Origin of the sequence: Nodularia spumigena CCY9414 (assembly GCF_000340565.2) — a bacterium.
In the GTDB taxonomy this organism is placed as follows: domain Bacteria; phylum Cyanobacteriota; class Cyanobacteriia; order Cyanobacteriales; family Nostocaceae; genus Nodularia; species Nodularia spumigena.
Genome location: NZ_CP007203.1, coordinates 4,016,055 through 4,036,216, shown reverse-complemented (window position 1 = coordinate 4,036,216; position 20,162 = coordinate 4,016,055). Strand labels below are relative to the sequence as shown.

Here is a 20,162-nt window from a genome sequence, read left to right as displayed (position 1 = left end):
GACTCTATTACCAGGATATTGCTGTTTTTTTCCAGAAATGAATTTTTGTTCATAAGTAATTTAAGTAACAAAGAATACAAAGTATTAAATATTTAATTTAAATCCAAGTGGGAAAGTATACACTAACTAATACCAAGGGATGGCTAAGTCCTCGCAGCCTGGTTTTGAGCTATCTAGAAATTTTCAAATTTAACCCCAAACTTGGCTGAAAACTCAGGATCATTGTGTTACGCTAAAATATAGGGATTTAAAATTTTTCATCACTCTTTTTCCAAAGGTAAATCGCCTTTAGGTAATTTCACTTATTGGGTATTGAGTGTCTAAAATAAGTCGTCGCTGTCAGTTAAGAATTAAGAAAATTATTTCTTTGTTCTTTCCACGGCAATTAAGCCTCCTGATGTGGAGCTTTGCGGTATCCTTATGGTTATTCGCTACAAGGTGTTAGTGTTTGTTGAACGCTAAGGCTGCTCTGGTCATAGAGGTATGCCCATAAATAATGCAGACTCAGTAGACTGCTGAGGAGTGCAGTTAATATTGCTGTTTAGCAATTTAACTGTTGTGGTGTGTGTGGTCTGCAAAAAACTCAATTCAATAATTATTTAGCTGACCGTAGATATTTGTAAATTTACGGGAGATTTTAGTATAGCAAACTACAGCCATCAAGGATCCACTTGGTTGGTTGAATTTTTTCTAATTAAAAAAAATTACATATTCCATTAAGAAGGGTGCTGGTAGAACGATGATTTACGGGAAGATGCCTATGTTGACTTTTATTTTAGCTGCTGGATATTTGTTTACAGTCTACTTATTATTAGCGCTGGCCAAGAGAACTGGCAAAAAATCTGCTCCTAGAAATTTACCTGGGACTAACCCAGGAAAACACGAGCTAGATGTTTCAGTAACTTCTCATGTGACTGAGGTAGTTAATAGTCAATAGGCTAGCACTACTACGCAGAAGGCAAAACTGAAAATAATCAGCAATGATGAATGGCGATTAAAATTGGGAAACGGCGGTATCAGTGAAATCCACATTCTCAACTGTGGGAGTGTGGCCTAGCCACTGTACACCAGATTTGGCAAACTTTTGTGGACAACCGCTAACAGCGAAGCGAGTTGGTAGTGGGGGGTGTGTATTAGTTAATCCGAGTAATTCTAACTCTTGAGTACAAGCGGCCACAACGTGAACAGCTGGGTCAACTAGTTTGACTTGAGAAGGGAGAAGCGATCGCAGTATTGGTGCAAGATGGGGATAATGGGTACAGCCGTAGACCAATGTATCGATTTCTTGCTGTATTAACGGCTCTAGATATGAGCGTGCTACTTCAGTAGTGTAAGGGTCATTGATGCGATTTTGCTCAATGAGTGGCACGAACTCAGGACAACTGACTTGCCAAACTTGGACATTAGCATCCATTTCGAGAATAGCATGGCGATAGGCATTACTTTTAGCTGTGGCTGGGGTAGCAATGACACCGATACGTTTTCCTTGCTGTACTGCTGCTTTAGCCCCTGGTAGGATGACTCCGATAATCGGCAGACTAAACTCCCTTCGGACTATTTCTAGTGCGAGGGCAGAACTAGTATTACAGGCCATAATTACCATTTTTACACGTTGCTGTTGCATCCAGTTGAGGATTTCGCGCACATACTGTAAAATTTCTACTTGTGTACGAATGCCATAAGGCAGTCGAGCTGTATCTCCAAAGTAAATAATAGATTCATTGGGTAAATGGCGATAAAGTTGTCGCAGTACTGTCAGCCCACCCACACCACTGTCAAAAACGCCAATGGGGGCGCGTTGAGGCTCTTTATCTGCAAGATGGTCGTCAAAGATCGATGATGAATACACAGGTAGATATTGATTGGTGTTTTGGGATATAAAATACAAAATGTAGCAGAAAATTTGTAATTCGTAACGCCTAAACTTCAGATTTGAAAAGAAAATTCTGACCTGCGGCTTTCACAGATCAGAATTTCCTTTGCATCCAAAAAAATGGTTTGCTGGTATTAAAGCTACAGCTAATGGCGTTCAAAATTATCACATTGTTTGAATTTTGTCATCCTAATTCAGGTCGAAACAACTTGTGATTCCAGGATGAGATGACACTAGACAGGAGTGAATGAGAATTAGCTTTCATCCCACGCCGAATCCAAGATTACAGACGTGGGGCTGACCGCCGACAAGTGAAACAATGAAATTCAATTAGCCAGGATATTAGTACTGAGTTGTTGACTTATCTTCGTTGTAGATGCTGGAGGATACCACGAGCGATCGCATCGGCCATTTGATTTTGGTAAGCTGTGGTTCTGAGCCTAGCCGCATCCTCTGCACCTGTAACAAAACCCACTTCCACCAGAACTGAGGGCATAGAGCTTTTTCTGAGGACATAAAATCTGGCTCGCCGCACCTTTCTATCTCTGATAGTCACATTTTGAGTAATGCTGCTATGAATCGAGCTAGCTAGACTCTGACCACTGTCGTAATAATATGTTTCCAAACCATTGACATCCGGACGACTCATACTGATAGCATTAGCATGGATGCTGACAAATAAATCAGCGTTAGCTCGGTCTGCCAAATCCACTCGTCCTTGCAGGCTGACAAAATAGTCTGAATCACGGGTTAATACTGCTTGTACACCATTTTGCTGCAAAATCGCGGCTATTCTTTTGCTAATTGGCAAAATTACATCCTTCTCACGCAGGCTGCCAATACCAATTGCACCTGGGTCTTTACCACCGTGTCCAGGGTCAATCATGACTATTGCTCTGGTTTTGGGTACTGGACGTGGCGCAGGCTGGGATCTGGGTGGGGGAGGAGCCGTTGGACTTGGTAGTTGCCCTTGAGTTGGTGGTGGTAGGGGTGGGAAAGCCACTGGGGGTGAAACCCTAGCCTGACGAGACCCTTGTAATTGTAGAGCCAAAAGCTGGTTGCTGACTTGGTTTAGTTCCCCAATTTGTACTCCCGTGGCTGCTTGCACCAAGACAACTACTGTATTGTCTTGAGGTTGCAAGCGTACTCGAAGGATGGGACTATTGGCACTAAAATTTGGGCCTGTAACGTTGGCAGCTAACTTAGCATTGGGAATAGTGATTCGGAACAAACCAGAGGATCTATCCCATCCACTCGTGGCATTTACTGTTTTATCGCCTCTAATCAGTAACTGCGTATCATTATTAGCCAATTCCACAGACTGAATTATGGCTGGCGAATTAATGGCAACTGGTAGGTTGCGAGTGGTTGGGGGTGGGGAACCGTTGTTCTGCGAATTGTTGGAATTGTTTCCTGGTAATCTGACCACACGAGAGGGTAAAACCACCAAACCGCCAGCGCTACTACTGGTTGCTTGCCAGTCTGGGCTGCGTTTGTCTACCCGCAAGGTCATGCGGACACCAGGTGGTTGGCTGTTTAAAGCAGTCAATTCGACGCGACTCACGCCATGTCTGTTAATTTCTTGATTTAGCTGCGTCAGACTAGGCGACAGACTCGCGTCGGCAATATCCATAAAAATGGTATTGCGATCGCGGCTGCGATTGATTTTAACTTGAGGATTGCCACCATTAGTCCTCAGAAACAACCCATCCCCTGTTACCTGTAAGTTCTCAATTTGAGTTCTTCCTGGTGTGGATTGGGCAACTTGATTAGAGAACTCCGGTTTGGTATTAGCATCAGAGTCCAGGGTGACTACATTGTAGATATTTCTGGCAGAAGATGCTGCTTGGGCCTGTGGGGGCAAGCTACGCGAAGGGCTACGCTCAACCCTAGCCTCTGGTGTTGGTGTTGGTAATTTTACCCTCCAGCGACTGGCACTCACGTTTTCAAATTGCACCTGCTGGGGGTCTAGGGTATAGCCAGGACTGAGTTCAACAACTAGGCGCGTTGTTTGTGGATCAAACTGCCCCACGCGGACAGCACGAACCGCACCACCTACGGGCTGTGTGAACTGCGGCAGCCCAAAGGTCGTGCTGGGCAAATCAATGACCAGACGCGTAGGGTTGAATATCAGTTGTGCTTGGGGTTGAACAGCGCTGTTTGTGTTAATTTCCAGACGATTTTGATTGGCATCAAAACGCCAAGATTCCAGTTTTGCTGCTACAGCCGGCGACGATAGTAAGACGATACTTCCTACAGTACTGGGTAGTAACCAGTGTAATTTCACAATCCTTTCTCCTGATTCGCGTTCATGGGAGCCATCAATATCTCAACATATTGGCTAATCGTCACACTGTTACAACCTAATCTTTCTCTTTGATACTTTTGTGACTTTTGTGCTGGTATAAAGACACAATTAATGGCTTAAATTGCTAGTATTCCCTCTAACTTTGCCATCCTATCAGGATATAATATTCACGAGAGCAAAGTATTTCAGATGCAACAAGAGTATCACCATAATTAACCAAACTCATTCAATCTTGGTCAGTGATGCTTCACTTAGCCTTATTATTGGGGAACAGTTGTGTAATGGCTGTCTGGCAATCAATGTTTTCAGTGAAAAACTGCAATGATGTGATTAAACTTGCTGTCACTGATGGCTAATTGCTTTAAAGTATCTAAATTAACATTATAAAGCAGGGTAAGACTGGCAAAATATAACATTTTGAATGCGAATAGTGGTGAGACAAAAACTCAAATTCACAGTCTCCAACGACGGAGCTTGAGGGATTATGTTTCCTGCGACTAGGGAATGGTCTGTGGGGATGGAAGATGAGAAACACACTTTGTGAGACCCTATAGACCCTAGACCCCAGTCCCTAGTCCCTTAATTTACTTAGGTTTTTGGGGAATTATCCCCATAATTTGGGTTGTCTTCCCGATCTTTAGCATCATTTACGGTAGACATTATCGATGCAGGTTTTTCGACCATCAACGGTGTCCCCGTAGCATTGTCTAAAATCAGTTTGTCTTGGTCGGGTACAAATTTGTCTGATTCTGGAAAGACGAACCGTAAAAGTGGGGGAGCTAAAAAGGTCGTAGTGATAACCATCATGATAATTGCCGCCCCCAGTGATTTAGAAAGAACACCACTGGCAGCACCGACTCCAGCAAAAACTAGCCCGACTTCACCACGAGGAATCATCCCCACACCAATTGCTAAACGGTTGATTTGGGGTTGACCAAAGACACTGAAACCTGTAATTACTTTACCGATAATAGCCACCGCGATCAGGAAAATTGCCATAATTAAACCTTCGCGATTGCTGGGGATGGCTGGGTTCAAGACTCCCAAGTCGGTTTTTGCCCCAACAGTCACAAAGAAAATTGGTACTAGCAGATCGGCAATAGGTATAACTTGCTTTTGCAATTCTTTGCGTTTATCGGTTTCCTCTAAAACTAAACCCGCAGCAAAAGCTCCCAAAATTGCTTCTAATTGGATAACTGAGGCCAAGTATGCCATAGCAAAGGCGAAGATGAATGCTGGTATCACCAGTTCACCACGTGTTTTGAGTTGGTTAGCGATCGCCACAAAGGTCTTGTTAAAAATATTACCTAGTACGACAGCACCGATCAGAAAACCACTGGCGCTGATAATTAGATAGATGACTTTGCTCACATCTACTGCACCATCTTTCGCTAGGCTGGCGACTACTGCGAGAACGATGATTCCTAATACATCATCCATGACAGCAGCACCTAGAATAATCTGCCCTTCTTTGGAGGTAAGTTTTCCTAATTCTGACAGCACCTTGGAAGTAATGCCAATACTAGTGGCAGTCAAAGCCGCCCCAGCAAAAATCGCTGGCACAGCACCGACACCAAACAAAAGCATCAATCCCACAGTCCCAGCCGTAAAAGGTGCTACTACCCCCACTACCGCCACTATGGCAGCTTGGGGCCCCACTGAGATCAAGTCTTTTAAGTTCGACTCCAAACCAATTTCAAATAGCAGAATGATTACACCCAGTTCTGCTAAAACGGAAATGACTTCTGATTGTGCCTCAAATACGGCAGGGGTAGCTTCAGGAGTTAAACCCGCAGTAATTTGCAGGAAGGTCATGATTACAGAGTTAGAACTGTCTGTACCACCTTCAGGAAAAACTAACAGATGCAAAACAGAGATGCCCACAACCACACCTCCTAAGAGTTCACCTAAGACAGGCGGTAAACCTACTCGGTTGGATAACTCGCCACCCAGTTTACTGGACAGATAGATTACCACTAAACTCAGTAATACTGCACCTATCACCATTGAACTGTCTGCTGTTTCTGTTGTACTCGCCAGCAGGGGAAAATATACGTTGCTTGCATCTAAAAACTGCATTATGTTGTGCAAAAATCCTAATGTGTTCTGCGAAAATCCTGCTTTTATTCTTACTCCTTTATGGAAAACAACATATATTTTAAGATATTTAATAAATTATTTTGTGCTGTCAGTCAATGAAATCAGGCGTTGCCAATAAAATTCGGATACTGGCACAACAGAAAGTCTAGGAAGCCGTAGCAAGTCAAAGTCTGTGAATTGTCCATTTTGCTTAATTTGGGATAGTGGGAGGGGTACAGAGACTCTTCTGAGTGCCTTGACATCCACAACTACCCGTTTGGCATCGTTTAAGGTTGGATCAGCATAAGGTTGACTTACCACCTCTGCTATACCGATAATTTGTCGTTCTTGGCCTGTATGATAAATGAATGCTAAGTCGCCAAGAAGCATATTCCGTAAATGTTTGAGCGCTAGAGCATTGTTGACCCCATCCCAAACTGTACTACCATCCTGTTCTAAATTAAAGTAGGAATATTTTTCTGGTTCAGTTTTCAGCAGCCAGTATGCCATCACAGAGTCTCCACAAGTTTTAATTGATTTTTTTTAGTTGCCAAAAATGTAACCGTTCCTACTTCTGACTATGGCAGTGTCAAACTAAGAACATATGGAAAGTGCTGCAACGCGGTAAATCGCGTCTGTAAAATAAAGTGCTGAGTTGATGATAGTTAAGAGATACCTGTTGAGTGTGAATTACACTTGATACGTTTTTTTCAAGCATCTGTAAATTCTGTTCAGAGGAGTGCAAATTTTATGTATGAAGCTGCTTTATCCGGTTGTCGGTTGCGGGTTGGTAACTGTGGGAAAATTTTACCATTAGCTTTACTGTTGTGTATAATTTTTATCCCGTCTGGGTTGGCTCAAGAAAAAGAAAAATTGTTGCGAACTCTGACAGTTAGCGGTCGAGGTGTGGAAACAATTCCTACCACTTTGTCACAAGTGAGTCTTTCCGTGGAGGTTCAGGGGAAAACGGCACAGTTAGCACAAGAAGAAGCGGCTCGTCGGTCATCGGCTGTGGTGGCTTTGCTGAAAAACCGCAATGTGCAAAAATTACAAACTACTGGTATCCGCCTCAATCCAGTTTATAGTTACACTGATAATGTGCAACGCATTACTGGATATACTGCTAATAACACTGTAAGTTTTCGCATTGCTACTGATAAAGCGGGTACGCTTTTAGATGAAGCTGTAAAGGTCGGTGCAACGCAAATTAACGGTGTTAGTTTTGTTGCTAATGATCAGGCGATCGCATCTGCTCAAAAAGAAGCACTCAGACAAGCCACCCAAGACGCTCAACAACAAGCTAATGCTGTTTTGAGTACCCTGGGTTTCCAGGCTCAGGAAGTGGTAGGTATTCAAATTAATGGTGCAAGTGCGCCCCCACCACCGATGTTGCAGCGTGCTGAGGTTGCTAAGTTAGCTAATGCTGATGCTTCCACCCCGATAGTTGGTGGTGAACAGCAGGTAGAAGCATCGGTGACACTACAAATTAGTTATTAGTCATTGGTCATTGGTCATTAGTCATTGGTTATTGATAATGGCCAATGATGAATGATTAAAAGTGTTCTGAAGACATATCTGCCATTCCGCTTTCTGTATCCCGCTTAGAACCTAATAAATCTAGTTGATCTACTCTAATAATTGGTGTAGAACGGTTGGCTCCTGTTTGGCGATCGCTCCATGTGTCAAACTTTAAGGAACCTTTGACTCCAATTAAGCTGCCTTTACGGACATAATTACCCGCTACTTCGGCTGTTTTGTCCCACAGTTCTAAGGTAAACCAGTCGGGCTTATCATCTTTACGCGATCGCCGATTAACTGCTAAGGTTAATCTACACTTCACCGCACCAGACTCGAAATATTTAATATCTGGATCGCCGCCGACACGACCAACAAGGGTAACAATGTTAATGCTCATGGCTCTGACCTTTTAGTACAAAAATACTGATATATTTTGATTTTAATCATAGCCAATTGTAAAGCTATTTAAAAATATGCTAAAAACTTAACAGTAAAACTGCGTAGAAAAATGAGATAAATGTATTGGACCCATTAAAAAACTATAGGGATATATTGAAATAGTTAGAGAATCTCAATAATATGGGCAGCTAAAACCTAGTAAGGATTGCTAAAGTTTCTCATAAAATAGCTAGCCTGCTAAACTCACAGTAAAAAACATAATAAAATGCAGCACTATTAACTATAACAGTTTTTAGCAAACAAGTATAGCAAATAAGGGACGTAGAGAAGCGTGGGGCTTTTTAGGAACTTTCGCTCATCATGGGACATGGGTATCGACCTCGGTACGGCTAACACCCTAGTTTATGTATCTGGTAAAGGCATTGTACTCCAAGAACCTTCTGTAGTGGCTATTGATCAAAACAGAAAGATAGCAGTGGCAGTAGGGGAAGAAGCCAAAAAAATGCTCGGACGGACACCGAGAAATGTGATTGCCCTCCGTCCCTTGCGTGATGGAGTGATTTCTGATTCTGATATAGCCGAGCTGATGTTAAAAGAGTTTATTCTACGTGTAAACGGGGGGAAATCACTGATTTCGCCGCGAATTGTCATTGGCATACCCAGTGGTGTGACAGGGGTAGAAAGACGGGCTATATCCAATGCAGCCGTGGAAGCTGGAGCCAGAGAAGTGTATTTAATTGATGAGCCAATGGCAGCAGCAATCGGAGCCGGGCTACCTGTTTCCGAGGCAACAGGCAATATGATTGTGGATATTGGTGGCGGCACAACAGAAGTTGCCGTGTTAAGTTTCCAGGGTACTGTAATCAGTGAATCAGTACGCGTCGCTGGTGATGAACTAAATGAATCAATCATTATGTATCTGAAAAAAGCCTATAACTTGGTGATTGGAGAATGGACTGCTGAAGATATCAAGATTCGCATTGGTTCGGCTTATCCGACTGAACATGATAATGAGGCCATGATGGAAGTCCGAGGCGTACACTTGCTTTCTGGTTTACCCAGAACGGTAACACTCAAAGGGGCAGAAATTCGTGAATGTATGTTGGAACCCCTATCAGTCATCATTGCAGCTGTGAAGCGGACACTGGAACGCACGCCTCCAGAATTGGCTTCAGACATTATTGATAGAGGAATTATGATAGCTGGTGGTGGTGCTTTGCTCAGAGGCATAGAGACCCTAATTAGCCATGAAACAGGGCTTCTCACCCACATTGCTGCTGATCCTCTCTGTTGTGTTGTGCAGGGGACAGGTCGTGTGTTAGAAAACTTTGAACAGCTAGAACGTGTTCTAAGTGGGCGTTATGGCAATAATTAGTCATAAAAAGCAGATATTGGCTTCTATTTTGGTTGAATTTTGGTTCTCTATAAATAGAATCTCATATCTTTTGAATTCATAAATTTAGGTATAGATGGTGACTGTAATTCGTTGGTGGAATCATAAATTACTAAAACTCGGTTTACTAACCGTAGTAGTCAGTAGTGCCTGGATGTTGAGACAGACACAGGGTCATTTACTGCTGGAAATGTACCAATTGGTCAGCCGTCCGTTGCAAATATTACAGACGGGGACAAGTCCAGAAGAACGTCTCAATGATGCCCGGTTTTTGGAGTTGCAAACGCGTATAGCTGATTTAGAAAGTCAAAATAAAAACCTGAAAAAATTATTAGGATACGTTGAGAAAGCTCCAATTTCATCACGCCCAATTGTAGCGCGGGTAGTGGGACGTAGTGCTGACCACTGGTGGCAAAAAGTTACCCTGAATAGTGGCTCAAATGCAGGTATTGAACAAGGCTTTATTGTCAAAACTGATGGTGGCTTGGTGGGTTTAGTAGAGAGTGTAACTCCTAATACTAGTCGTGTGTTTTTAATTAGTGACCTCAATAGCCAAGTGGGTGTAACAATTAACCGCACTTCAGCCCAGGGTGTTTTGCGGGGTGCTTCTTCGGCGGAAGCTGTGCTGGAGTTTTATGAAAAAGTGCCAAATGTTCAAGTAGGAGATTTAATTTCTACATCTGCCTATAGTCAGAAATTTCCTGCTGGTGTGCCAGTAGGGCGAGTTAAGTCGTTGGATTTAAAGAAATCTCCAGCATCAGTGGCAAAAGTTGAGCTTTTACCGCCGATACTATCATTAGATTGGGTAGCTGTATATCCGTTCGCGCAAGATGCCGATTAGAGATAGCCGACAAAACCAGAATTGGCAAACTAAAAATTTAATTAGATGAAAGTGCCTTCATGGAGAGGTAGCAGGTCTAGTAAGCCTAGAGCGCCACAGCGAAAATTCCAAATGTTCAATAGGCCTCTTGCTCACTGGCATCCCGGTATACGTACAGTGATAAATTGGGCAGTAACGTTTGGGTCTGTACTATTTTGTGTACTGATGTTACCAACCCGCTTTTTAGGAATGGAATTATTGGGAATTGGGCCTAATTGGCTATTAATTTGGGTGGTGGCTTGGAGTGTGAAGCGTTCGGTTTGGGAAGGAATATTCGCTGGTATAGTTTTGGGACTACTTCAAGATGCTATGACATCTCCTCATCCTACCCATGCAATTACTCTGGGTTTTGTGGGGTTGTTGACTGCTTTGCTGCAAAAGCAGCGTTTTATCCAAGAAGATTTTATTTCTATTGCCTTAATTGTCTTTGTGATGGCAATTGTGGCAGAAACTATCTTTGGATTGCAATTAAGTTTGATAGGTGGTCGCGAAGTGGAAGATATTTGGGCATATTATCAACGGGGCGCTTTGGCTTCTGCTATTCTCAGTAGTCTTTGGGCCCCTGTGGTTTATTATCCCTTAAATCTTTGGTGGCAAAAGTGTAAGTTGTGAGAATAATAGTAAAACACTAACTAGCTGTTAACCCCTAAATAGAATTTCAGGGGCTTTACGCATAACGACTCGTAATTTTGATTCAAGCTAGAGTTGAGTAAGATACCACATAGCCAGGACTTACGCAATAATTGCCAAAAATCTTGATTTATCGTTCGCGTAGCGTATGCCCCCAGGGCTTTAGCCGCCCGCGCGCAGCGATGCCCGCAAGGGCTGTAGAACGCCAAGAAAATGTAGAGTGTGCGTAAGTCCTAATAGCAAATAATAACCCTTGGATATTACTGTTGAAGTATCACGACAACAGCAGCTAGCGTCCAAAATATTGAAATTACAGCCCAAAATTATGGATAATTCGCGTGAAACCTCCGGTATTGTATCTCTACCCCATGATACTCAGGATAATGGGTTGATATTGCGAACTGACAAAAGCCCTCCGGGTATCGAAGAAACAGCGCTGGTGCGATCGCCTGTGGAATCTGATTCACCAAATAAAGATAAAATAGGTAGTGACTTTGACCAGGCGATGATGCAACGGTGTTTAGCACTGGCGCGCCGTGCTTTGGGACGCACTTCACCTAATCCGTTAGTGGGGGCGGTGGTTGTCAAAGATGGAGAAATAGTTGGGGAAGGGTTTCATCCCTGTGCTGGTGAGCCTCATGCAGAAGTTTTTGCGTTGAAAGCCGCAGGTGTGGGCGCGGACTCTACCCAAGAAAATCGCGCTTGTGGTGCGACAGTCTACGTTAATCTGGAACCTTGTAATCATCACGGACGCACTCCCCCTTGTTCGGAAGCGTTAATCGCAGCTGGTGTGGCGAAGGTAGTCGTTGGTATAGTTGACCCGAATCCCTTGGTGGGTGGCGGAGGTATTGCTCGTTTACGTGCGGCTGGTGTGGAGGTAGTTGTCGGCGTTGAAGCCCAAGCCTGTTATCAACTCAATGAAGCTTTTATCCACCGCATTGTACATAAACGACCTTTGGGTATTTTGAAATACGCCATGACTTTAGATGGTAAAATTGCTACTACCTCTGGTCACAGTGCTTGGGTGACAAACCAAGATGCTCGTAGTGAAGTTCATCAACTGCGAGCCGGGTGTGATGCCATAATTGTCGGTGGTAATACAGTCCGAAAAGATAATCCTTACTTAACCAGTCATCAGGTAGGAGCGCATAATCCTTTACGGGTGGTGATGAGTCGTCAGCTGAATTTGCCTGAAGATGCCCGCCTGTGGGATACTGCGGAGGCTCCGACTGTGGTGTTCACCGAAGAGGGTAGCTCTCCTGATTTTCAAAGTTTCTTGCGCCAACAGGGAGTTGAGGTAGTAGAGTTAACATCCCTGACACCAGAGTTGGTGATGACCAATTTATATGATCGCGGTTTTTGTAGCGTGTTATGGGAGTGTGGCGGGACTTTGGCCGCAAGTGCGATCGCTCAAGGTGCAGTACAAAAAATTCTGGCCTTTATTGCGCCTAAAATCATTGGTGGTAGTCATGCTGCTACGCCAGTAGGTGATTTAGGTTTTACCATCATGACCGAAGCCCTGACATTGGAACGAGTTAGTTGGCGTGTTGTCGGTTCTGATTGCTTAGTTGAAGGTTATTTGCCTCAAAAAAACTCATAGTTGATAGCCCATAGCCAATAGTTTTCACTATATGTCTGTGGGCTTTATTACTGGCGTTCATAAGCCAGATCACGGATGAGGGTGAGCCGGGATTGAACGTAATCACTCAGGTAATCAGTTTCGTTGGGATCTAACAATGCTTGCTTTGTGGTCTGTTTTACCAGCCATTGTACCAAGCTAGCATCGTCCATCTGCAATAGAATCTTGGTTTGAGAATTTTCAACTACAGACCAAAGCTGGCGCAGAATTTTAGGAGTCATTAAGACCTCAAGTTTATCATTAGCTTAGTTGTTTTTAGATTACACAATTTAGGCGACAGATTCCGTCTGCATATACAACCTGAGACAACTATTATTAAAAACTTAATAAAGGGATTTATAAGTTTATGAAGATTAAGTATTGCTTCACTACATTCATAAATTAACAAAAAGTTACTTAAAAACTTTCTTGAGTATGGTAACTGTGATTGATAGTTGTTTTAATCCGGTTTCTAGTTAATAAAGAATTATTTATAATAATCTCTTAATTTGTCGCATTTTACTCAACTATTAGATATTTGCGAAATATGTACTTCGATTTATTAGAGAAGTCTTTAACTAATACGGTTTAGTTCAGGCTATCACTCTTTTTTTTACGAACCGCAGAGGCACAGAGGACACAGAGAGAGAAGATAGAGATGGTGGTTTTTTTAGTTAACTATATTGAATTTTAAATAAGTGACGAAGGAAAAAAATATCCCCGACTTCTTGAAGAAGTCGGGGAAATGAGTTGCAGTTTTTGTTAGTAGGATTATGGGAAGGTTTACAGAGGATTATGTCCCGATATGACTATGAAACCGACTGAATCAAGTCGAATCTGAGGCTGGCGAATTCCGTCTAAAATTGCTGTACTCAATGCACTTTCTATTTGCAATTCTTCAGTAAGTACAGAATCTTCTTTTTGCCGTTTTAAACGCAGCTTTAATTGCTCTACTTTTTTGTTCAATTTCTGCTCGGCAACTTTAGCATATTGTTCGTGCAGTTCGATAAATTTAGGATGGTTTAAGAGCAATTCTCCAGAAGTACTACGGGCTTGAAGGCAGAAATTCTTCCACTCGCTAGCATCAACAAAAGCATCAATAATTCCTAAGCGCTCTTTGGCTAGATTAAAATCTCTGGCTCTATCACTGTTTCTATCTTTATAAGGTCGTTGGAGAATATTCAAGAGCGATTTATCTTCAACCAAACTCATGGGAGTAGAGCGACCATCAACAAAGATAGTTTCTAACATCGGGGGAAATAAAGCATCAACTCGCCGCTTCAAGGTTTTGAGTTGAGAATTATCGAGTTTGTGAGTTGTTAAAACTTGCTTGACGGCTTCTAAATGTGTTTCCACTACAAAATTGAATCGGAAACCAAACCATTCCTTACCTTCCTTCGCATCCCAAGTTTCATCTGTGCGCCAGACAGCAAAAGCTTTACCTCTATCATCCCAATTTATATGGCTAACAAGTGCTTCTATTAATCCTTCACCAATGCGGAAAAGTTTAGTACCAGAATTTTGGTTTGCTATCCGGCGATTGTAAGTACCAAATTGGTCTGTATTATTATTAGCAAAGTGAGTTTTTAACTCGTCTAGAGAAACCAAAGTGCGCGTTGTGGGTTGATAACGCTTAATTTCTGCTGAGTTGGGATTATTAACTGATTTAAATCCCAGTGCATCACACATCCAGCCTTCAACTGCTTGTTTAATTTCTACATGACTTGCATCATAATCATCGAGGTCTTGAAAATACTGGCTGGTCTCTTCGTCGAGAATATCAATTTCATCGAGTGCAGTTTGCTCGCTAATTTTCAAGGTTTCGGCGGTGATTTGTTGCTGAATTGGCGAAATCATAGACAATAATCCCGCAGCACCTGATTGAAACAAAGCTGTTTCTAATTCTTGCAGTTTTTCGTCTACATAAAATTGTAGACTGGCGATTGATCTTTCAAAGATGTCAAACCCATTTTTGAGAACTTGATACCAAGCATTTTGGGGACTGTCTTCTAAGAAGGGACCAAGCAAGGCATAAGATTGGACTCCGATTTTACTACCAATGCGGTCAAATCTGCCAATTCTTTGCTCTAATTTATTGGGAGACCAAGGTAGGTCAAAGTGAATGAAGCAGTCGGCAAATTGCAGGTTAAGTCCTTCTTCTCCAGAGCGATCGCATACTAAAATAAAGCAGTCAGGATTATTCTGAAATCTCGTTAAGTTTTCTGCAACTTTTTCTCGTGGTTCGCCCAATTGATGGCTAGCAATTGTCTCTGCACCGAAGGTATTAGCTAAACGTTGGACAATTTGTTTACCAGATTGGACAAAACTTGTAAATACGACAATTTTCGGCAGAACATCCCCAGGAATGGGTCTGCGAATTCTATGCTGTATTCTAGTGATTAATTCTGGCTTATTTCTGCGAACACTTGCGGAAATTTTGAAGTATGTAGCTAGCTGATTTAGCAGCACTGTAGTCAAATTTTCTGTGCGTTCGCCCTCATCTACAGGTTGACGCAGAATCTTTAAAGCCGATTGCAAAATCTCTTCTTCCCCTGGGAATTTAGGGGTTGTAGTTAAGATGCGAAGTTCATTTTCTTTGAACTCTGGGATAAGTTGAGATGGGGTTTTACCAGTTAAACGGGCGTTAATTACCTGTTCTAAAATGCCTAACCAAGTACCAGAAGCGAGGAATAACAGCAGAAAAATTTGCTGATAGGGCTGTTCTTTCGGGGCGGTGGTACGCCATTTTTCCATGAGTTCATGAAGATCAAGCGATCGCTCATCTAAATCATATTCTTCTTTTGGTGTCACATCCCGGTCAAATATGACATCTTCCACCGCAGCGCGACGGTTACGCAGCATTCGCCGATGTAGCCGATAGGTTTCGCTAATGTGGCTGCGAATTGCTGAGATAATTTGATTTTGCTCAGTGGATTTGGCTTTTAAAGACTTTTCTAAATTGTCCGCCTGAATGAGCAAATACTCATCCTCTGCAAACAGTTTTCGCAGTTCCTTGAGGTGAGTTTTGAGAACAGTGTCATTTGCACCTTCTTGAAAAGAAAGGAGAAATCTGCCGATTTCCTGACAATTTTGCACCCTGGCGCGAAAACCTGCTAAATCATGTAATTTATAAGTTACAGGATCGAGCAGATGCAACATTGCCAGAAAATCTTGCTCGTGGTTGAGGACAGGAGTAGCAGATAATAAAAGTAAGCGATCGCTTTTATGAGCCAAATTTTTACAAGACTCAAAACGCTGACGCACGGCTGCATCCCTAGAAGTCGCCATCGCTGCAATATGGTGGGCTTCATCTAAAATTAAGCAGCCAATACTCGCTTTCTGGTTGATTCTGTGGACATCTTCCAGCGCCAGCACCACCACCCGTTTACCAAAATGGGAGATGTAAAATTTATTTTCTAACTCAGCCCGCCATTGTGGGAGTAAATATTGCGGAACCAATACCACCGCACCTTTTTTTGGTTCATCAATTAGGAACTGACGGAGAATCGCACCCGCTTCGATGGTTTTTCCGAGTCCCACCTCATCTGCTAATAAATAGCGCTGAATTGGGTCTTCCAGTACCCGCCGAACGACTTCCACTTGGTGAGGATAAAGTTCAATGTTCGCCGAAATCAACCCTCTCATGCCGCGACTCATAGCGCGTTGTTTAATCAAAGATTTAACAAAAGTTAATCTTTTGTCATGAAAGTAGGGTGTTTCGTGACCCTTCATAGCCAGAGTTTCAATGGGGTCTGTGATGGGTATATTACAACGGACATAAATTTCTTGTTCCGTGGCAATTGTCGTCTTCTTATCTGGTAAATCAATTTGATACATTTCTGCATCTTCATCCCAGGTACAAATTCGGCCAATTAACCATGTATCTTGGGTGGGAGAGCTAATGTAGCATCGGGTTTGAGGTTGAAGTTTAACTTGAGAGAGGGAATCGAAAGGTAAAGTTTTGTGGAGGCGTTGCCCTCCTGAGCAGAAATACTCAACTATCACATCAGGTTGAGATATTTCAGTAACTTTTCCTATTCCCAAATAGTTTTTCTGGGACTGCACCAGTGAACCAAGCTCAATCATAGTTCCAGTTATCTGAAGATCCTAAGAGAAATTACTACGCCAAGGCAATAGCAGCTCTCCACACTAGCGTGATAACCCGGTTCTGGCAACTTGGAGAAGAGGCAGGGGAGAAGAGGCAGGGGGGCAGGGGGCAGGGTGCAGGGGGGAAGAGGCAGAGGGGCAGGGGAGAAGAGGTAAGGGGGCAGGGGAGAAGAGGCGGGGGGGGTTTGAAGATGTGCAATCAGATTAACTGTGAGGTTCTATCGCTATGATTAAGTCAGAACGAAATTAAAGCGATACAAAATAGTTTCCTAAAAATAATCTTGGTAAAGATAAATAATGGTAACGACAGTTGTCGTAATTAACACTCTCATTTCACTGATATTATTCTACATAGCTTGGCGAGTGTGGAAACTAAAGCAGTGGATAGGGTGCATAGCTGATAAACTAAACGCCTATGAACGTCATACTCATGCGGTTTTGTATAAAGCACCTGAAAATATTGAGATTAGCCAGCAAAAAATTCATAGCCTGCGCCAGGGAAACGAAAAGCTACAGGTACAAATCCAACAAGTACGTCAAATTATCAGCCTGTTATTGTTAGGAAAGCGATTCTGGGGAGGCTCTTTCGACTGGAAAGGTTTGAAATCAAGAAAAAAGACGGCAGCTAAATAAAAGCAACATTTTTGGCTGATATATTGTCAAAATAAATTAAATAGATAGAATTATTTCAATCTTGCTAGGGGAAATATCACGCCTAAAATAGGTGTAAGGAGAGAAACAATTAATATGTCTAATAATCGTTCTGGAGTATTTTTTGGCGGTTTCATGCTGGGAGCTACGATTGGTGCTTTAACTGGTTTGCTCGTAGCACCGCGCACAGGGCGCGAAACGCGAAAAATTTTACAAAAGTCTGCTAATGCTATCCCAGATTTAGCAGAAGATTTATCAACCAGTGTACAAATTCAGGCAGATAGACTTTCTGCCAGCGCTGTGAGAAATTGGGATGATACCTTAGAGAAACTGCAAGATGCGATCGCTGCTGGTGTCGATGCTAGTCAACGCGAAAGCCAAAACTTGAAGCAGCAACAAGCTCAAAAAGACTCCGATTCTGTTTCCCAGCAATTGTAACGCTCATAGATGCCATAACCGTGATTGATCCCCTGTTTTGGTTGGGACTGTCTTTATTATTAGTCGCCGCCAGTCTGACTGCTGTATTGGTAGCAGCTATACCCGCTTTGCAGGAGTTAGCTCGTGCTGCTCGCAGTGCAGAAAAGCTATTTGACACTCTCTCACGGGAGTTACCACCTACTTTAATTTCCATCCGCAAAACTGGGATGGAAATCACAGATTTAACCGATGATGTCAGTGAAGGTGTACAAAGCGCGGGTAACGTCGTTAAGCAAGTTGACCAAACCCTAGATAGTGCGAGAAAACAAGCTAAAAATGTGCAAATTAGCACTCGCAGCCTAGTTGTAGGTGTGAAAACTGCTTGGAAGTCCTTTACACGCCCAAAACCCGCGAGGCGAGTTGAACGCCTACCAATTAATGAAAAACCACCCTTAACGTTGCGAGAACGAGAAATTAAGAAGGGAGTAGGGAGCAGGGAGTAGGGAGTAAAGAATTTTAGATTTTGGATTTGGGATTTTAGATTGCAGTCTAATCCAAAATCTAAAATCTAAAATCTAAAATTGATTGACCAATGACTAAGCTTTGCTTAAATACCTTAGATTAGAGTAAAGTAAAGAAGTGTAAAGAAGTCTCACTTTTCCCATACTCTTTTAAAACAACTTGTTCACTTCTACCGTCTATATTTATATAACAACGTCCATGCAGTCTTGTTTTTGGCGACGCACTCTGGTATCTATTGCTGTATTTTTCTTGGCTGGGGCAATGTGGGTAATGCACTCACCCCCGGCATTGGCTTATGATAATCCTGACTTATTACCCAACTTTCAAACTCCAGTTATAGATTTAGCTAAAACTCTCACAGATATTCAAGAAGCAGATCTGGTAACAGATTTAGAGCAATTTGAAGGTGAAACTGGCTGGAAACTGCGAGTATTAACCCAGTTTGACCGCACCCCAGGTCGGGCAGTGATTAATTATTGGGGTTTAGATGATAAAAGTATTTTGTTAGTTGCTGATTCTCGTGGTGGTAACATTCTCAGCTTTAGTGTGGGGGATGCCGTTTATGAATTTCTACCCCGGACTTTTTGGATAGAATTACAAACCCGTTTCGGAAATTTGTATTTTGTCCGAGACGAAGGCGAAGACCAAGCAATTCTGCAAGCTTTAAGTTCAGTTAAAGGCTGTTTACTTCAAGGTGGTTGCTCGGTGGTTCCTGGACTACCGAAAGAACAATGGATACTCACACTGATTACCTCAGTTGTGGGGGGAATAATTTGTGGATTTGCAGCTCACCCCCAAAAAGAAGGACAAGGTTTTTCTTGGCAATGGGCGTTAATTTTTTCGCCTTTGTGGGGAATTTTGTTTATTGCCTTTGGTATTGGACCAGTAGTGACGCGTACCAACGATTGGTTGCCGCTAGTTCGTAACATCTCTGGTTTTCTCATTGGAGCTTTAGTTGCCTATCTGTCTCCTCTTTTGACTCGTCCTTCTTCTAATGCCGAGTCCTGAATTTATCCGTGCTGAGTGAAAATCAAAATACTCAGCACTGAGCGTTCCTGAAGCTGATAAGCTAAAAGCTGGTATCTCAGAGCTGAATAGCAATGGAATGGCACGTAACTGATGCTCAAAGTTTGGCAATCATTGATAGTGAAATAGGTGATCATATTTTTTCACCGGCAGAATATGAGATTGTCCGGCGGGTAATATATGCCACGGCTGATTTTGAATATAAATCTCTGATTCGCTTTTCTGAGCGTGCTTTACAAGCTGGTGCAGCAGCTTTAGCGGCACGTACTACAATTGTGGTAGATGTGCCGATGGTACAGGTAGGTATTGCCCAGGATATTCAGAATACTTTTGCTAATCCAGTCTATTGCAGTCTAGAAACTGTAACACGCCCCCAAAAAGAAAAATCTCGTGCAGCTTGGGGAATTGAAACTTTAGCCAAGCGTTACCCAGAGGGGATTTTTGTGGTGGGTCAAGCGCAAACAGCCCTGACTGCTTTGGTGGAGTTAATTGCATCTGAAGAAATTCAGCCGGCTTTGATAATTGCTACTCCAGTGGGATTTGTGAATGCGGATAAGGCTAAGGAAGGTTTGCAAGATTCTCAAGTTCCTCACATTATCATTGACAGTCGCAAAGGTAATGCAGTGGTAGCATCTGCGATTGTTGATGGACTTGTGGATTTGGCTTGGCAAGCTTATGGACAGGAGAGAGTTAACAGTTAACAGTGAACAGTGAACAGTGAACAGTTATCACGCCGATTTA

The 20,162-nt window shown here is 42.7% G+C and carries 18 protein-coding genes; 11 read left to right on the top strand and 7 right to left on the bottom strand.

All coding sequences use genetic code 11. The features are described 5' to 3' along the window. Positions 1 to 760 precede the first annotated feature (760 nt). Positions 761 to 937, top strand: a complete 177-nt coding sequence (locus NSP_RS26370; RefSeq protein WP_006194856.1) for a hypothetical protein — start codon at positions 761 to 763, stop codon at positions 935 to 937. Positions 938 to 994: 57 nt separating this feature from the next. Here the strand turns inward: NSP_RS26370 and murI are convergent, their stop codons facing one another. The 4 genes from murI to NSP_RS17595 form a co-directional block, all read right to left on the bottom strand. Further along, a complete protein-coding gene (gene murI, locus NSP_RS17610) occupies positions 995 to 1,849 on the bottom strand; it encodes a glutamate racemase (RefSeq protein WP_017804287.1) in 855 nt (284 codons plus the stop codon). Between the two features lie 385 nt (positions 1,850 to 2,234). Continuing rightward, on the bottom strand, positions 2,235 to 4,160 hold the full coding sequence (locus NSP_RS17605; RefSeq protein ID WP_006194854.1) for an N-acetylmuramoyl-L-alanine amidase: 1,926 nt from the start codon (positions 4,158 to 4,160) through the stop codon (positions 2,235 to 2,237). A gap of 609 nt (positions 4,161 to 4,769) precedes the next feature. After that, positions 4,770 to 6,260 (bottom strand): cation:proton antiporter, encoded by a 1,491-nt coding sequence (locus NSP_RS17600; RefSeq protein WP_006194853.1) that lies wholly within the window; start codon positions 6,258 to 6,260, stop codon positions 4,770 to 4,772. Between the two features lie 96 nt (positions 6,261 to 6,356). Beyond that, complete coding sequence (locus NSP_RS17595; RefSeq protein ID WP_006194852.1) at positions 6,357 to 6,770, bottom strand: EVE domain-containing protein; 414 nt, start codon at positions 6,768 to 6,770, stop codon at positions 6,357 to 6,359. A 240-nt stretch (positions 6,771 to 7,010) separates the two neighbouring features. Between NSP_RS17595 and NSP_RS17590 the strand changes: the two genes are divergently transcribed. Next, positions 7,011 to 7,757: an SIMPL domain-containing protein gene (locus tag NSP_RS17590; protein WP_006194851.1), complete on the top strand. Its 747-nt coding sequence runs from the start codon at positions 7,011 to 7,013 to the stop codon at positions 7,755 to 7,757. Positions 7,758 to 7,812: 55 nt separating this feature from the next. Here NSP_RS17590 and NSP_RS17585 read toward each other — a convergent pair whose 3' ends face one another. Continuing rightward, entirely contained in the window at positions 7,813 to 8,175 is a 363-nt protein-coding gene (locus NSP_RS17585) for a single-stranded DNA-binding protein (RefSeq protein WP_006194850.1), read from the bottom strand. A 369-nt stretch (positions 8,176 to 8,544) separates the two neighbouring features. Between NSP_RS17585 and NSP_RS17580 the strand changes: the two genes are divergently transcribed. From NSP_RS17580 to ribD, 4 genes are all read left to right on the top strand, one after another. Next, the gene (locus NSP_RS17580) at positions 8,545 to 9,552 is read left to right on the top strand and encodes a rod shape-determining protein (protein WP_006194849.1); all 1,008 of its coding nucleotides are present in this window, start codon (positions 8,545 to 8,547) and stop codon (positions 9,550 to 9,552) included. A gap of 94 nt (positions 9,553 to 9,646) precedes the next feature. Next, entirely contained in the window at positions 9,647 to 10,411 is a 765-nt protein-coding gene (gene mreC, locus NSP_RS17575; RefSeq protein ID WP_006194848.1) for a rod shape-determining protein MreC, read from the top strand. A gap of 45 nt (positions 10,412 to 10,456) precedes the next feature. Then, positions 10,457 to 11,062, top strand: coding sequence for a rod shape-determining protein MreD (mreD, locus tag NSP_RS17570; protein WP_071839328.1), 606 nt, complete (start codon positions 10,457 to 10,459; stop codon positions 11,060 to 11,062). 523 nt (positions 11,063 to 11,585) lie between these two features. Further along, a complete protein-coding gene (ribD, locus tag NSP_RS17565; protein WP_231859604.1) occupies positions 11,586 to 12,680 on the top strand; it encodes a bifunctional diaminohydroxyphosphoribosylaminopyrimidine deaminase/5-amino-6-(5-phosphoribosylamino)uracil reductase RibD in 1,095 nt (364 codons plus the stop codon). 47 nt (positions 12,681 to 12,727) lie between these two features. Here ribD and NSP_RS17560 read toward each other — a convergent pair whose 3' ends face one another. Together NSP_RS17560 and dpdE are read right to left on the bottom strand one after the other, a co-directional pair. Continuing rightward, positions 12,728 to 12,940 (bottom strand): hypothetical protein, encoded by a 213-nt coding sequence (locus tag NSP_RS17560; RefSeq protein ID WP_006194845.1) that lies wholly within the window; start codon positions 12,938 to 12,940, stop codon positions 12,728 to 12,730. Between the two features lie 541 nt (positions 12,941 to 13,481). Then, entirely contained in the window at positions 13,482 to 16,784 is a 3,303-nt protein-coding gene (gene dpdE / locus NSP_RS17555; protein WP_006194844.1) for a protein DpdE, read from the bottom strand. 318 nt (positions 16,785 to 17,102) lie between these two features. On the opposite strand from dpdE, the gene NSP_RS17545 reads away from it, so the two are divergent. The 5 genes from NSP_RS17545 (at position 17,103) to NSP_RS17525 (ending at position 20,122) form a co-directional block, all read left to right on the top strand. After that, on the top strand, positions 17,103 to 17,438 hold the full coding sequence (locus NSP_RS17545; protein ID WP_006194842.1) for a hypothetical protein: 336 nt from the start codon (positions 17,103 to 17,105) through the stop codon (positions 17,436 to 17,438). Between the two features lie 114 nt (positions 17,439 to 17,552). After that, complete coding sequence (locus tag NSP_RS17540; RefSeq protein WP_006194841.1) at positions 17,553 to 17,894, top strand: YtxH domain-containing protein; 342 nt, start codon at positions 17,553 to 17,555, stop codon at positions 17,892 to 17,894. Positions 17,895 to 17,914: 20 nt separating this feature from the next. Further along, positions 17,915 to 18,376: a hypothetical protein gene (locus NSP_RS17535; protein WP_006194840.1), complete on the top strand. Its 462-nt coding sequence runs from the start codon at positions 17,915 to 17,917 to the stop codon at positions 18,374 to 18,376. A gap of 217 nt (positions 18,377 to 18,593) precedes the next feature. Next, positions 18,594 to 19,403, top strand: a complete 810-nt coding sequence (locus NSP_RS17530) for a TPM domain-containing protein (RefSeq protein ID WP_006194839.1) — start codon at positions 18,594 to 18,596, stop codon at positions 19,401 to 19,403. Between the two features lie 92 nt (positions 19,404 to 19,495). Beyond that, positions 19,496 to 20,122 (top strand): precorrin-8X methylmutase, encoded by a 627-nt coding sequence (locus tag NSP_RS17525; protein ID WP_006194838.1) that lies wholly within the window; start codon positions 19,496 to 19,498, stop codon positions 20,120 to 20,122. The last annotated feature ends 40 nt before the right edge of the window (positions 20,123 to 20,162 follow it).

Bases quoted from the DNA above. Each gene is read 5' to 3' on its own strand.
- NSP_RS17585 (WP_006194850.1), bottom strand. From the start codon at position 8,175: ATGAGCATTAACATTGTTACCCTTGTTGGTCGTGTCGGCGGCGATCCA.
- NSP_RS26370 (WP_006194856.1), top strand. From the start codon at position 761: ATGTTGACTTTTATTTTAGCTGCTGGATATTTGTTTACAGTCTACTTA.
- NSP_RS17560 (WP_006194845.1), bottom strand. From the start codon at position 12,940: ATGACTCCTAAAATTCTGCGCCAGCTTTGGTCTGTAGTTGAAAATTCT.
- NSP_RS17600 (WP_006194853.1), bottom strand. From the start codon at position 6,260: ATGCAGTTTTTAGATGCAAGCAACGTATATTTTCCCCTGCTGGCGAGT.
- ribD (WP_231859604.1), top strand. From the start codon at position 11,586: ATGATGCAACGGTGTTTAGCACTGGCGCGCCGTGCTTTGGGACGCACT.
- NSP_RS17530 (WP_006194839.1), top strand. From the start codon at position 18,594: ATGCAGTCTTGTTTTTGGCGACGCACTCTGGTATCTATTGCTGTATTT.
- mreC (WP_006194848.1), top strand. From the start codon at position 9,647: ATGGTGACTGTAATTCGTTGGTGGAATCATAAATTACTAAAACTCGGT.
- NSP_RS17580 (WP_006194849.1), top strand. From the start codon at position 8,545: ATGGGTATCGACCTCGGTACGGCTAACACCCTAGTTTATGTATCTGGT.
- mreD (WP_071839328.1), top strand. From the start codon at position 10,457: ATGAAAGTGCCTTCATGGAGAGGTAGCAGGTCTAGTAAGCCTAGAGCG.
- NSP_RS17595 (WP_006194852.1), bottom strand. From the start codon at position 6,770: ATGGCATACTGGCTGCTGAAAACTGAACCAGAAAAATATTCCTACTTT.
- NSP_RS17540 (WP_006194841.1), top strand. From the start codon at position 17,553: ATGTCTAATAATCGTTCTGGAGTATTTTTTGGCGGTTTCATGCTGGGA.
- NSP_RS17545 (WP_006194842.1), top strand. From the start codon at position 17,103: ATGGTAACGACAGTTGTCGTAATTAACACTCTCATTTCACTGATATTA.
- NSP_RS17525 (WP_006194838.1), top strand. From the start codon at position 19,496: ATGGAATGGCACGTAACTGATGCTCAAAGTTTGGCAATCATTGATAGT.
- NSP_RS17590 (WP_006194851.1), top strand. From the start codon at position 7,011: ATGTATGAAGCTGCTTTATCCGGTTGTCGGTTGCGGGTTGGTAACTGT.
- dpdE (WP_006194844.1), bottom strand. From the start codon at position 16,784: ATGATTGAGCTTGGTTCACTGGTGCAGTCCCAGAAAAACTATTTGGGA.